Origin of the sequence: Rhodococcus sp. RCBS9 (assembly GCF_029457415.1) — a bacterium.
Lineage (GTDB): Bacteria > Actinomycetota > Actinomycetes > Mycobacteriales > Mycobacteriaceae > Rhodococcus_F > Rhodococcus_F qingshengii.
Genome location: NZ_CP120422.1, coordinates 5,636,407 through 5,649,444 on the forward strand (window position 1 = coordinate 5,636,407; position 13,038 = coordinate 5,649,444).

14 protein-coding genes are annotated in these 13,038 nt (G+C 62.1%); 7 read left to right on the forward strand and 7 right to left on the reverse strand.

Annotation, left to right across the window (positions count from 1 at the left end; translation table 11 throughout):
• Positions 1-25: 25 nt before the first annotated feature.
• Complete coding sequence (locus P0M12_RS26540) at positions 26-397, forward strand: cupin domain-containing protein (RefSeq protein WP_277377083.1); 372 nt, start codon at positions 26-28, stop codon at positions 395-397.
• On the opposite strand, the gene P0M12_RS26545 is transcribed toward P0M12_RS26540, so the two are convergent.
• The 4 genes from P0M12_RS26545 to P0M12_RS26560 form a co-directional block, all read right to left on the reverse strand.
• Entirely contained in the window at positions 398-1,126 is a 729-nt protein-coding gene (locus P0M12_RS26545; RefSeq protein ID WP_042448744.1) for an HD domain-containing protein, read from the reverse strand.
• Between the two features lie 209 nt (positions 1,127-1,335).
• Entirely contained in the window at positions 1,336-1,932 is a 597-nt protein-coding gene (locus P0M12_RS26550; protein ID WP_191908673.1) for a CHAP domain-containing protein, read from the reverse strand.
• A gap of 17 nt (positions 1,933-1,949) precedes the next feature.
• Entirely contained in the window at positions 1,950-3,521 is a 1,572-nt protein-coding gene (locus P0M12_RS26555) for an MDR family MFS transporter (protein WP_277377084.1), read from the reverse strand.
• A 41-nt stretch (positions 3,522-3,562) separates the two neighbouring features.
• Positions 3,563-4,195 (reverse strand): TetR/AcrR family transcriptional regulator, encoded by a 633-nt coding sequence (locus P0M12_RS26560; RefSeq protein ID WP_003944787.1) that lies wholly within the window; start codon positions 4,193-4,195, stop codon positions 3,563-3,565.
• A 113-nt stretch (positions 4,196-4,308) separates the two neighbouring features.
• On the opposite strand from P0M12_RS26560, the gene P0M12_RS26565 reads away from it, so the two are divergent.
• The 4 genes from P0M12_RS26565 (at position 4,309) to P0M12_RS26580 (ending at position 7,689) form a co-directional block, all read left to right on the forward strand.
• Positions 4,309-4,653, forward strand: coding sequence for a zinc ribbon domain-containing protein YjdM (locus P0M12_RS26565; RefSeq protein ID WP_003944988.1), 345 nt, complete (start codon positions 4,309-4,311; stop codon positions 4,651-4,653).
• Between the two features lie 101 nt (positions 4,654-4,754).
• Entirely contained in the window at positions 4,755-5,786 is a 1,032-nt protein-coding gene (locus P0M12_RS26570) for an ABC transporter substrate-binding protein (RefSeq protein ID WP_232330039.1), read from the forward strand.
• 51 nt (positions 5,787-5,837) lie between these two features.
• Positions 5,838-6,257, forward strand: a complete 420-nt coding sequence (locus P0M12_RS26575; protein WP_007728052.1) for a DUF1622 domain-containing protein — start codon at positions 5,838-5,840, stop codon at positions 6,255-6,257.
• 31 nt (positions 6,258-6,288) lie between these two features.
• A complete protein-coding gene (locus P0M12_RS26580) occupies positions 6,289-7,689 on the forward strand; it encodes a DUF2252 domain-containing protein (protein WP_007728051.1) in 1,401 nt (466 codons plus the stop codon).
• Between the two features lie 4 nt (positions 7,690-7,693).
• On the opposite strand, the gene P0M12_RS26585 is transcribed toward P0M12_RS26580, so the two are convergent.
• The 3 genes from P0M12_RS26585 to P0M12_RS26595 form a co-directional block, all read right to left on the reverse strand.
• Positions 7,694-8,410: an ATPase gene (locus tag P0M12_RS26585; protein WP_042448753.1), complete on the reverse strand. Its 717-nt coding sequence runs from the start codon at positions 8,408-8,410 to the stop codon at positions 7,694-7,696.
• A 2-nt stretch (positions 8,411-8,412) separates the two neighbouring features.
• Positions 8,413-9,042, reverse strand: a complete 630-nt coding sequence (locus P0M12_RS26590) for a helix-turn-helix domain-containing protein (RefSeq protein ID WP_007728048.1) — start codon at positions 9,040-9,042, stop codon at positions 8,413-8,415.
• A gap of 74 nt (positions 9,043-9,116) precedes the next feature.
• Complete coding sequence (locus P0M12_RS26595) at positions 9,117-10,040, reverse strand: neutral zinc metallopeptidase (RefSeq protein WP_042448761.1); 924 nt, start codon at positions 10,038-10,040, stop codon at positions 9,117-9,119.
• 163 nt (positions 10,041-10,203) lie between these two features.
• Here P0M12_RS26595 and aspS point away from each other — a divergent pair, with 163 nt between their 5' ends.
• Together aspS and P0M12_RS26605 are read left to right on the forward strand one after the other, a co-directional pair.
• Positions 10,204-12,012 (forward strand): aspartate--tRNA ligase, encoded by a 1,809-nt coding sequence (aspS, locus tag P0M12_RS26600; protein ID WP_050656336.1) that lies wholly within the window; start codon positions 10,204-10,206, stop codon positions 12,010-12,012.
• 18 nt (positions 12,013-12,030) lie between these two features.
• Positions 12,031-12,996, forward strand: a complete 966-nt coding sequence (locus P0M12_RS26605; RefSeq protein WP_007728045.1) for a DUF389 domain-containing protein — start codon at positions 12,031-12,033, stop codon at positions 12,994-12,996.
• Positions 12,997-13,038: the final 42 nt, after the last annotated feature.

Consider the following 13,038-nt stretch of genomic DNA (forward strand, 5'->3'; position numbering starts at 1 on the left):
GTGGCGCGCCCGAGGGAGGAACAACATGAACAGTTCGGCAACAGCGGTATCGCTCCGCGAGAAGTTCGGTCAGTTCACCGAGCACTGGTCGCCCAAGAAGATTGCGGCCCTCAATGATTACGAGATCAAGATCGTCAAGATCAAAGGTGAATTCGTCTGGCACTCCCACACCGACACCGACGAAATGTTCCTGGTGACAAAGGGGCAGATCCGAATCCAACTGCGCGACGGAGATGTTTCGCTGGGGCCCGGTGAACTGTTCGTGGTACCGCGCGGAGTCGAACATTGCCCGATCGCCGAGGACGAAGCGGAGGTGATGTTGATCGAACCCGTTGGCGTGGTGAATACCGGGAACGTCGGAGGGGCGCGAACCGCAGTGCTCGAGGACTTTTCGTAGTTACCGGCTCTTCCAATCCAGGGGATTGGTACGCAACGGCAAGGCCATTCCCGATCTCCAGAGCGTCGCCGCGCGAGAGTGAGGACGAAGCTCGACCTCGCGCCGCATCGACTGCGCGAACTCGTCGGTGAACCCTGTTCGCGGGTACTCCGCGATTGTTGCATCAACAGTTGCTCGCGGAATTTCGGGCGCACGCCGACCGGCAACGTCGAAATGCGCTGCGGCATGCAGTAGGTAGGCGTCAGCGCCCGCGCCGCGGTCGACGGTCAGATCCATGTGCAGACGGATCGCTTCGCCGATTCGCTGTACCGACCTCTCCGAAGTTCCCACTCTGGTCGCGAGTTCTTCTGCGTCTGCGGCACTGATGTAGGTGAAACACCCGTGCTCGGCCGATCCTTCTGCGCCCAGTCCGACATCGTGAAGGGCGCACGCAGTGAAGAGATCTTCGGGGTCGTACTCGATCGCATCGATCTGCGCGAAGGCGTCGGCCCAGATCCAGCAGCGCAGGCTGTGGTTCAAGACCGCGGGGGACAGGGTTCCTCTGGCGTGATCGAGCGCTTCGCTGCACAGCTTGGTGTCGGGGAGTGGGCGTTTGCGCAGCTCGGGTGTGCGAGTGGGGTAGCGGCCGAGCCGCAGTCGGAGCATCGACGGCGTGCTCATGACCTGCGCAGCAGCAGCGCGGGCCATGAGCTGTATCTGCTCGAGGGTGGTCAGCTCACCAGGGCGCATCGAATTCCTGTTCTGGGTGGGGGACAGCTGGATACGAATCTAGTTGGCAGGGAAACTTCTTCACAGATGTCTAATATCTGTCAATGACGGAAACACCGAATTATCCGAATATTGGTTGATAGCAAGTCCCATCCAACGGCAACCCCGAATCTGTAGCCTCACCTCTGCACTTCGCAAGAACCATCAAGCAACGACGGTGGGGCTCGGGCTCAGATGACGCCGAACCCGACGATCCCCGGGACTTCCGACGGGACGATGCGATGGAGCATGACCTTGTTGTTCTCGTTGCCGCCGACGGTCGTCAGAGTGCCGCCGTCGTTGACCAGAACGACGTTGACGTGTTGGCCGAAGGGGCTCGAGTCGCCGTACAGGATCGTGTCGCCGACCTTGGGTTGGTAGTCCCGACCGTAGGGGACAAACGCGTCGACGGACTCGTAATACTCCTGCAGCGTGTACACCCCGGGGATGCGCCACGACCCTGAGTTGGGGTTCGAGAACGGCGTGCCGATCTGGTTCATCGACCAGCTCACGAAATCGGCACACCACGATTCTTCGACACCCTCGGCGTATTTGGTGCCGGGACTCCCTGACTCCCACTCCTGCTCGAGGACGCCCAGTAGCGCACTCTGCTGAGCGCTGAGAATGCTGTGGTCGACGGCCGGGAACGAATCGAGATTCTCGCCGGCAAGAGCGTCGTCGCCGCGCGCGAACCACCACAGTGCGCCGGCGACAACTACGACCACCACAACGCCGAATACGCCCAGAACAGCGAGAGTGCGTCTGGGCGTATTCGGTGCGTGCGACATCACGCCACGATAGTCAATTACTCGAGCGGGGGCGCCGAGCGATCGATCGTCGTCGCGAGGGGCTTCTCCTTGACGAAGAGCAACAGGACAACCGCCGCGATGACCAAGGGGACGAGGTACAGGAAGATCGGCGCCAGCGCGTCGTTGTATGCACCGACGATGATCTCGCGAACCTGGCTCGGCAACTTCCAAAGGATTCCCGGGGTCAAGGAGTTCTCGTCACCACCGACCGCGCCGCCATTCGCCGGGAGTCGCTCGGCCAGGAGATTGGTCAGATGCGAGGCGAACAGGCTGCCCACGATCGCGCTGCCCAACGACGCACCGATCTGGCGGAAGAAGTTGTTCGACGCGGTGGCCGTTCCCACTTCGGCCGCGGGGAAGGTGTTCTGCACGATCAAGATCAAGATCTGCATGACGAGGCCGAGTCCGATACCCATGAGTGCGATGTAGCAACCGAAGACCAGCAGTGAGGTCGACGGCGTCAGACGTGAGAGCAGGACCAGAGCAACAGCGACGATGGATGTTCCGACGATGGGGAAGATCTTGTAGCGGCCGGTCTTGCTGACCAGCTGGCCGGACCCGATGGAGGCGACGAGCAGGCCCGCCATCATGGGAATCATCATCAATCCAGCTTCGGTGGCGTTCTTGCCTGTCACCATTTGGATGTAGGTCGGCAGGTAAGCGAGCGCACCGAACATGGCGATTCCGATGATCAGGCCGGCGACGGTGGTCAACACGAAGTTGCGCTGAGCGAACAGGTGCATCGGAATCACCGGTTCGTCGGCACGCTTTTCGACGAAGACAAAAGCCACTGCCGTCACGACGCAGCCGACGATCAACCCGATGATGACGGCCGATCCCCAGGCGTAGGTGTTTCCGCCCCAGGTCGTGAACAGGATCAGACACGTCGCTGCCGTCGCGACGAGAACCATGCCCAGATAGTCGATGCGAGGCTTGCCGAGGTTCGGCTTCCGCAGGTGCAGAAATGCCATCGCGCTCGCGATGGCGAGTAGGCCTAGGGGGATGTTGATCCAGAAGGCCCAACGCCAACCGATGCCTTCGGTGAACCAGCCGCCGAGTAGGGGACCGGCAACCGAAGCCAGTGCGAACACCCCGCCCATCGCACCCATGTACCGGCCGCGTTGCCTGGCGGGGACGACGTCGGCGATGATCGCCTGGGACAGCAGGATCAATCCGCCGCCGCCGAGTCCCTGCACGGCTCGACCAGCGATGAGTGTGGTCATGTCGTGGGACAGACCGCCGATCACCGAACCGACGATGAAAATGCTGATGGCGCCGATGAAGAGGCCCTTGCGGCCGATCAGGTCACCGAGTTTTCCGTACACCGGCATCATGACGGTCGAGGCGAGGATGTATGCCGTCGTCACCCAGACCATGTGGTTGACGCCGTTCAATTCGCCCACGATGGTGGGCAAAGCGGTACTGAAGATCATCTGGTCGAGCGAAGCCAGAAGCATCGTGATCATCAGCCCGACAAAAACGAGGATGATCGACCGTTTGTCCGGCGAGGCCTCGGTGTCGGTATGCGTGCCGTCGGGCTCGACGGTCGCAGCTTCTCGAGTGGACATGTAGTTCCTTAGTTGAGTGACGGCGGGTGCGAGAGTGTGGATCAGCTCTCGGACCTCAGTATTCGAGCCATCAGGAGTAGTGCCGGATCGAGCAAATCTGTTCTGGGGCTTGCCCGTTCACTGTTCTGCCATTTTCGGAAGACGTAACGCATCGCGGCGCCTGCGGTGATGACCGTTGCTGTGGCTTCGTCGGCAGCGGCTGTGTCCGAGTGCAGGCGGCGATACTCGGTTCTGTTCGACAACTCCCGCGTGAGGATCCGGGTGAGCGTGTCTTCAAGATCGTGGAAGGTGGCCAGATGTTGTTGCAACAGCGTGGGATGACGCTCGAACAATTCGCGTCGATGCGCGAGCAGATCGGGTCGCTCGTCGACGATTTGCATCGCCGCCTCGAATACCGCGAGGGCGCCGCGCAGCGGATCGTCCGGGTGCTCGCCGATGAGCGTGAGCATGGTCGTCTCACTTGGCACGACGAGCATGAGCCCACCGATCGCTGCGTCCTTGGTGGGGAAGTAGTTGAAGAACGTGCGGGTCGACAGATTGCAGGCTTCGCAGATTTTCTCGACGGTCACTTCGTCATAGCCCAGGTCGAGAACGAGTTCGACGGCGGTGTGCTCGATCAGCTGCCTCGTCGCAATTCGTTTTCGTTCGCGCAATCCGAGAGTTTCGGTTCCCATTTCATCCATAATTGCACAGAGTGCAAAGTTTCATCGAATGCAATATTTCGCCCAAGAATGCCTCATGAAATGCAAAAATGGGGATCGGGTGCCTGGTGGATAGGATGAACCGCGTGGAAGACACCTTGCCCCCTTGCCCTGAATGCGCCGGCGAATACACCTACGAGATGGGCGCGTTGATGGTCTGCCCGTCCTGCGCGCACGAGTGGGCGCCGACCGATAGTGCCGGCGAGGACCTGGGTGTGGTGAAAGATGCCGTAGGCAACATTCTTGCGGACGGCGACACGGTGACGGTCGTCAAGACGCTCAAGGTGAAGGGCAGTCCGACCGGCATCAAGTCAGGTACGAAAGTTCGCAACATCCGCCTTGTTCAGGGTGTTGGTGACCACGACATCGACTGCAAGGTCGACGGCATCGGACCGATGCAATTGAAGTCGAGCGTCGTCAAGAAGGTGTGACCGGACAGCGATAGTTGTCGGCTCGAAATCCTGTTCAGTTTCGACGGTTCGATAGCCACAATCGAGGTGATTCTCGACCGCTCGAACGAATGGACCGAACTGTGCCGAACTCGATCTGCCTGGCGCCCGCACTCGATAACACCGCACTCGATACAGAGGAGCAGTGGAAACGCATCGTCGATGCGCTGACGCGCAGGGGTTTCCTCGGCGCCGGGCTCGGTGCCGCGGCCGCGACCTTGCTGGCAGCGTGCAGCAGTGACGAAAATGGCTTGGAGTCAGGCGGTCTCGTCACGGTGCAGGACGAGACGGGCAGTGTCGAGATCCCTTCGGATCCGCAGCGAATGGTCATCGCCCATGTCAGCGCCATGGCGACGGTGCTCGACCTCGGTGTGCCGCCGGAGAAGATCGTCGGCGGCTTCTTCGGTCTCGAGGGTGTGAGCGGTGACGCGGTGTTGCGCACGATGCCGGAGGCTGCGAACATCCCGAACCTCGGCACGGCGGGAACGTGGAACAAGGAAGCAATCATCGGCGTGTCGCCGGATCTGATCGTCATGCTCCTGACGGCCGGAAATGCTTACGCAGCAAAGTCTTACGACGAACTCTCTGCCACAGGCGTGCCGGTGTTCGCCGGCTTCAACGGGTTCCTCACGTGGGACGAGATGAAGAAATTGGTCACCTCGATGGGCGTCGCGGTCCGACGCGAAGACGCGGCGGCCGAATTGAACGCGCGAACGGAAGACCGCCTCCTCACAATCAAGGATCGACTCTCCGCCCTCGGTTCGTTGCCGTCGGTGACCCTCCTCCGCACCGGCGAGAACGGTGTCGTCTACAACCAGGTCGACGCTCTTCTCGACGCCCTCGGTTTCCCCGGCGAACGAGCTACATCGGAGGAGTTCACGCGCACACTCACAGCGGAGCAACTCGATCAGGTGACCAGCGACGTGATCATCGTGGGCGCATTCCAGGACCAGCAGGACGTCCGCGCGCAGTTGGCGATGAACCCGCTCTGGGAGCGTCTTCCCGCTGTCCGCTCGGGGAACGTCCATTACGTCGACGACAGCCTGTGGGGCTCGGGCTATTCTCCCCGCGCGACCGAGCTGCGACTCGACGACATCGAGCGGATCTTCAGCTGACGCCGTCGTGTCACCTCGACTTATCGGTGCATTACCTCGAGAATCATGACCATGGACAAAATCAGGTTCTTCGAGCTGGTCACCGAATGGTTCGAGGTACTCGGTGTTGTCGCCATGGTTCTCGGGTTCGTGTTCGCATTCGTGATCGCGGGGCGCGCATGGAGTCGAACGCGGGACGGTAGTTCGGCGTTTCGTACTCTGCGCGAGACCATGGGCGCGGTCATCCTTCTCGGCCTCGAGATCCTTGTCGCCGCTGATCTGGTGAAGACGGTGACGTCGTCGCCGTCGCTGACAGACGCCGCAGTTCTGGGCATGATCGTTCTTATTCGGACCGTGCTGAGCCTGTCGATTCAGATCGAGATCGACGGGGTACTTCCGTGGCGCAAGGCGTTGGTGTCAAGTCCGGAACTCCTGGTACGCGCAGCGCGCGGATCAGGAGGCCGCACGACGCCCGACGCGTCGAGTTCGTAGCGATAGCCGTTGCGAGTGAAAGGTCGGGCAGATGACAGCAGTGCGTACCGAGCATCTCACGGTCGACGAAAGGCGGGCGCGCGGCCGTCAGGCGCGTAGAGATACGCCATTGGCCGCGCTCGCGGATCTGGCAGAGAGTGACCGTGATCCGATATCACTGCTCGAATTGCAGGCGAAGTCGCGGGTACAGGACCTGGTGCCCATCCGATACGGGCGGATGTCGGCATCGCGGTTCTCGTTCTTCCGCGGCGCTGCTCTGGTGATGGCCGACGATTTGTCACGCAGTCCGGATTCGGGTCTTGCCAGCCAACTCTGCGGCGACGCGCACCTGAGCAACTTCGGTATCTATGCGACGCCCGAGCGAAAACTCGCGTTCGACATCAACGACTTCGACGAAACGTACCCGGGACCGTTCGAATGGGACGTGAAACGACTGGCCGCAAGTTTGGTGATCGCCGCAAAGGACAACGGATTTTCGGGCAAGGAGCGGAAGAAGATCGTTCGCGGATGCGCGGCCGAGTATCGGGAAACCATGATCACCCAGGCAGGATTGGGAAATCTTGCAGTCTGGTACTCGCACATCGCACCCGAGGACGGGCTCGAGGCTCTCCAGATCGACCTGAAGAAGCGCATGCTTGCTCGCACACAAGCGACGCTGGACAAGGCTCGTCGCCGCGACAGTGTGCAGGCGGCAGGCAAGTTCACCGAAATCGTCGACGGCCGGCGGCAATTCATCAGTGATCCGCCGCTGATCGTGCCCGCAAACGAGTTGTTCGCAGGGACCGATCTCACGCAGATCGAGGAGTTGCTACGTCAGCGCGTTCGGTCGTATCGGAGCACGCTGCAGTGGGACCGTCGGGTGTTGCTCGAAAGCTTCGAGATGACGCACATTGCGCGGAAGGTTGTCGGTGTCGGGAGCGTCGGAACACGCGCATGGATGATCCTCATGAAAGGCGTCGACGACGACGATCCGTTGATCCTGCAGGTCAAGGAAGCGCAACCCTCGGTATTGTCCGGCTACGTCGATGGTCCGACCTTCAAGAACGAAGGGGAACGCGTCGTCAACGGGCAACGCTTGATGCAAGCGACAAGCGACATCTTTCTCGGCTGGGAACGAGGGCCGGGGCTCGACGAGGGTGAGCACGATTTCTACATTCGTCAACTGCGTGACGGTAAAGGGTCGGCAGTCATCGAAGAGATGGTGCCGCAGGGGCTGGAACTCTACGGGCGCCTGTGCGCCAGGGTCCTTGCCTACGCACACGCTCGCTCGTCCGATCGGATAGCGATCGCCGAATATCTCGGCGACGGAACCGAATTCGATTTCGCGATCGGGGAGTTCGCGGCTGCCTACGCCAAGCGCAATGCACGCGATCATGCCGCTCTGCTGACCGCGATCGACGACGGTCGCGTGTCAGCAGAGCGGGGAGTGTGACGACTCAGGCGAACACGCCGTCGAGCCAGCCCTGCCACGCTGCCGTTGCTGATCCACCGTCAGCGCCCTCTGCGAAGAGGTGATGGGCCGCGTCGACGTTGCCGCCGAAAGCATTTCGGCCGTAGAACCGCAGCAATGCGTCCTCGGTGCGCAAGCCGATGAACCAGTCGTTGATGTAGTCGACAATCGCGTCGACGGTTCCGATTCCGGGGACTTCCACCGACGCGGAGTCACCGACAGCGGCGCCCGAGGTGATTCCGAGGGCGCTGCGAAGCGTTCCCATCGCTTGCGGCGCGGACGAGGATTCCGGGCCTTCGGCCGAGACATAGGTGACGGGTTTTCCGGCGAAGTACCGCACGTATTGGCCGAGACTGTGCAGGTAGAAGTCCGTGTGCTTGCTCGCGCCGTCGTACTGGTTGTCCCAGTCATCGGCAAACACTCCGGCGTGGACGTAGCGGACAACGGCGGTGCTCTCGTCGCGGGCCTCGACGACGTATTCAAGGTTGTTGAACCAGCCGTCGGGGCCTTGCATGTGGATGGCGAGTTCGCGGGGTGGCTCCCACGTGGCGATGATCGGGCTGTCCGGGCGGCTGCCGTCGGCGGGGATCTCGAGAGGGGAGGGGAACATCCAGCCGGCCGTTTCGGCCGAGATGGCGGCCCAGATCTGCTCGGGGGTTCCTGGGACGACCACCTCGCGGCGGATTTCGAATTTCTCGGACATTGCTACTTCTCCGTTTCGGGCGCGTCGATCGCTTGGGTTGTGATGGTTTGGGGTGTGGTGAGGCTGGGATGCAGGGCGACAACGAGGCGGTGTTTGCGTCCGCCTTCGGAATTGCCGTCGTGATACTTGGCGACGAGTGAGTTGATCGACTCGCCGAGTTCGCCGGCGAAGGCGGCACGGTCGGCCGCCGTGGCAAAGGTGATGTCGCTGTCGATGGCAAAGGACGCCAACGGTTTTCCGGCTGCAGTTGCTCCGGCGATCAGTTCGCCGACCTCTCGGACGATCCGCGCTGCGAGACTGACGAGCCAGCGCGCCGAGAGTTGATCGGGGAACCGGCCCGGGTCCGGGGCGAGCGCCGACATGGCGGCAGGGGATATGACGTACGACGCGGCACTGGCCTGCATGATTCGCTCGGTCATGTTGCCTCGCTTGCGTTCCTCGACGAGCTCGACAAGTCCGTGGTCTTCGAGAGTGCGCAGGTGATAGTTCACCTTCTGGCGTGTCAGCCCGATCCGGGGCGCCAGCGAGGATGCCGATCCCGGCACCGCCAATTCGGCCAGAATCCGTTGCCGAATCGGATCGAGCGACGCCTCGGCAGCTCCGGGGCGATCGATGACTGCTACGTCCAACATGAGAAAACCATCCCACCGACAACTGAATCTGTCAAGACAGAAAAAATTGTCGGTGGGATGGTTTCGGAGGTTCGCTATCGCTTGAGGTCGGGCGGGTTGTTCAGATCCCGCGCCGAGTACGTGTCACACGACGAAATCTGGCCGGTCTGGTATCCGGTCTTGAACCACGCCTGCCGCTGTGCGGAGGAGCCGTGTGTCCAGCCTTCGGGGTTGACCCGACCGGTCGTGGACTTCTGGATGCGGTCGTCGCCCACCGATGACGCCGCCGAGAGGGCGTCTCGAATATCGCTCTCGGACAAGGGCTTCAGGAATGGTTGACCGGTCGCTTCGTCGGGAATCGTGTCCGCAAAATGTGCCCAGACGCCGGCGTAGCAATCGGCCTGGAGTTCGGTGCGAACCGCACCCGACTGCTCACCCTGCGGGTCGGCCTGCGCGCGGCCGATGTCGCCGAGCTGATTCTGGATGTGATGTCCGAACTCGTGCGCGACCACGTACTCCTGTGCGAGCGGTCCGGCGCTGGAACCGAAACGGTCGACGAGTAGTTGGAAGAAACTCGTGTCGAAGTACGCCGTTTGGTCCGCCGGGCAGTAGAACGGACCGACGTCACTCGACGCCTGGCCGCAACCGGTGTTGACCGAACCGCTGAACAAGACAACTTCGGGACGCACGTACGCCGTGCCGGTCTGCTTCACCAACTGCTGTTCCCAAACGTCGTCGAGGCTTCCGACGGTCAGCGTTACTCGGCAGTTCACATCGGCGTTGGCCTGAGCGCCGGTGCACTCGTCGACCGACGACAGTCCGGTCGACGAACTCGAAGTCTCGGTGGACGTGCCCAGTAATGAGCCGGGGTCACCGCCGAACAACAGCGCCAGGATCAGAACGATGATGCCGCCCGCGCCACCGCCGATCGCGATTTTGCCGCCGCGGCCACCGCCACCCCCGCCGCCTTGAACCTGAACGCGTCCCGCTTCGCCGCGGGCCCCCTCGTTGAAGGTCATCTATGTCCGCTTTCTGCTGTCGTGAACAAGTGCTTGCCGTCACTTCTGGAGATAGCTTCGCATGCGATGCGGGTCCGCGTTTCCGCTCTGTGCAGTTCGCTCCGTAGGATCGCAGGCAAAGTAGTCGGTCGTCGGTTATTGGAAGTAGTTCGAAAGGAATCCCGTGCTGCGCACACATCTCGCCGGTTCATTGCGACCCGAGCAGGCAGAGCAGACCGTAACGCTCACCGGTTGGGTAGCCAGGCGTCGTGATCACGGCGGAGTGATCTTCATCGATCTCCGTGATGCATCCGGAGTTGCGCAGGTAGTTTTCCGGGCAGGTGACGTGGCCGAGCAGGCGCACCGTCTGCGCGCGGAATACTGCGTTCGCGTGACCGGAACGGTCGAGGTTCGCCCCGAGGGCAACCAGAACTTCGAGATCCCCACCGGAGCGATCGAGGTCAACGCCACAGAACTCGAGGTTCTCAACGAAAGCGCACCGCTGCCGTTCCAGCTCGACGATCAGGTCGGCGAAGAAGCGCGCCTCAAGTACCGCTACCTCGACCTGCGTCGTGAAGGCCCCGGCTCCGCAATTCGCTTGCGCTCCAAGGTAAGTGCTGCAGCGCGCGGCGTTCTCGCGCATCACGAGTTCGTCGAGGTCGAGACTCCGACGCTCACGCGCTCGACGCCCGAGGGTGCCCGTGACTTCCTGGTGCCGTCGCGCCTTCAGCCCGGTAGCTTCTACGCACTGCCGCAGAGCCCGCAGCTGTTCAAGCAGCTCCTCATGGTCGGCGGCATCGAGCGCTACTACCAGATCGCACGTTGCTACCGCGACGAGGATTTCCGCGCCGATCGCCAGCCCGAGTTCACTCAGCTCGACATCGAGATGGCTTTCGTCAACCAGGACGACATCATCCTGCTCGCCGAGGAAATCCTCACGGCGCTCTGGAAGCTCGTCGGCCACGAGATCAAGACGCCGATCGACCGCATGACCTACACCGAGGCAATGCGTCGTTACGGCAGCGACAAGCCGGACCTGCGTTTCGACATCGAACTCGTCGAGTGCATGGACTTCTTCAAGGACACGACGTTCCGCGTGTTCCAGGCGGAGTACGTCGGCGCCGTTGTGATGCCCGGCGGTGCAAGCCAGCCGCGCAAGCAACTCGACGCCTGGCAGGAATGGGCCAAGCAGCGTGGGGCCAAGGGTCTGGCGTACGTGTTGGTCGGTGAAGACGGCACTCTCGGTGGACCTGTTGCCAAGAACCTGACCGACGCCGAGCGTGAGGGCCTGGCCGCCCACGTCGGAGCTCAGCCGGGAGACTGCGTCTTCTTCGCAGCTGGTGCAACGAAGCCGATGCGCGCCCTCCTCGGCGCTGCCCGTGGTGAGATCGCCCGCAAGAAGGACCTCATCGATCCTGACGCGTGGGCCTTCGTGTGGATCGTCGACGCTCCGATGTTCGAGCCGACCGCCGACGCCACTGCATCCGGTGACGTCGCTCTCGGCCACTCCGCGTGGACCGCCGTGCACCACGCGTTCACGTCGCCGAAGCCGGAGTTCTTCGACACGTTCGACACCGATCCGGATTCCGCTCTCGCCTACGCGTACGACATCGTCTGCAACGGCAACGAGATCGGCGGCGGCAGTATTCGTATCCACCGCAAGGACATTCAGGAACGAGTGTTCAAGGTGATGGGTATCTCCGAGGACGAGGCGCAGGAGCAGTTCGGCTTCCTCCTCGACGCCTTCGCCTTCGGTGCGCCGCCGCACGGCGGAATCGCATTCGGCTGGGACCGCATCACCGCGCTCCTCGCCGGCATGGATTCCATCCGTGAGGTCATCGCGTTCCCGAAGTCCGGCGGCGGCGTCGACCCGCTGACGGATGCTCCGGCACCGATCTCGGCTCAGCAGCGCAAGGAATCGGGCATCGACGCGAAGCCCGAGAAAAAGTCAGAGGACAAGAAGTCCGAAGGCGACACCGGCGAAGCCAAGTAGAGCCGACACCGGATCGCCATGCTGCATTTGCGGGTGATCTGCCCGACCGAGCGCACCGAGCAAGTTCTCGGTGCGCTCGCGTCGCAGCGGGGCGCGACACACATCGTCGTGATGCGCGACGTCGCGGTTCATCCTGCCGGCGACATGGTGGAGGCCGACGTCGCCCGTGAGGCGGCAAACGACGTCGTCGATGCCCTGAACGAACTCGGCGTCGCCGAGGACGGCGGAATGACGCTCGTACCGGTTGAGACGGTGTTGTCGGCGGCGGCGCGCAAAGCCGAGCGTGACGTGCCTGGTGATCCCGCGGATTCCGTCGTGTGGGAGGAATTGCTGTCCCGCACTCGCGAAGAGTCGACTCTCAACGGATTGTTCGTCGCGTTCCTGACCATTGCGTGTCTGCTGGCCGCGATCGGCGTCGTGACCGACTCTCAGATCACGATCGTCGGCGCCATGGTCGTCGGTCCGGAGTTCGGTCCGCTGGCTGCTTTGGCAGTCGCACTCGTACGGCGGGATCGACGGTTGCGTCGGCGTTCGATTCTCGCGCTTGCCGTCGGATTCCCCATCGCGATGGGCGTGACGCTTGCCGCAACGTTCGTGGTGAAGTTCTTCGGATGGATGGACGTCGTCAGTCTCGAGTCACTCCACGAGGTCGATTTCGTATACAAGGTCGGGCCCATTTCGTTTGTCGTCGCGCTTCTTGCCGGTGCGGCTGGGATGCTGGCACTCGTCTCGTCGAAGTCCGCTGCCTTGGTCGGGGTGTTCATCTCTGTCACCACGGTTCCTGCCGCCGGTTTCGCGGTGGTTGCGGCAGCAAACGGAGAATGGCGGATCGCCGGGTTGTCGTCTCTGCAACTGGCTGTCAACCTGCTCGGGATCGTCACTGCCTGCGTGCTTGTTCTCTGGCTCAGAACCCGGGCCGACGAGGAATTCGAAGCAGCGTTGAAAGGCATTTCTCGATTTGTCGACGAGGACAAAACTCCATGACGTCGCAGGTTCGGAGTTCTGCTCACCGACAGCAAAATTCTC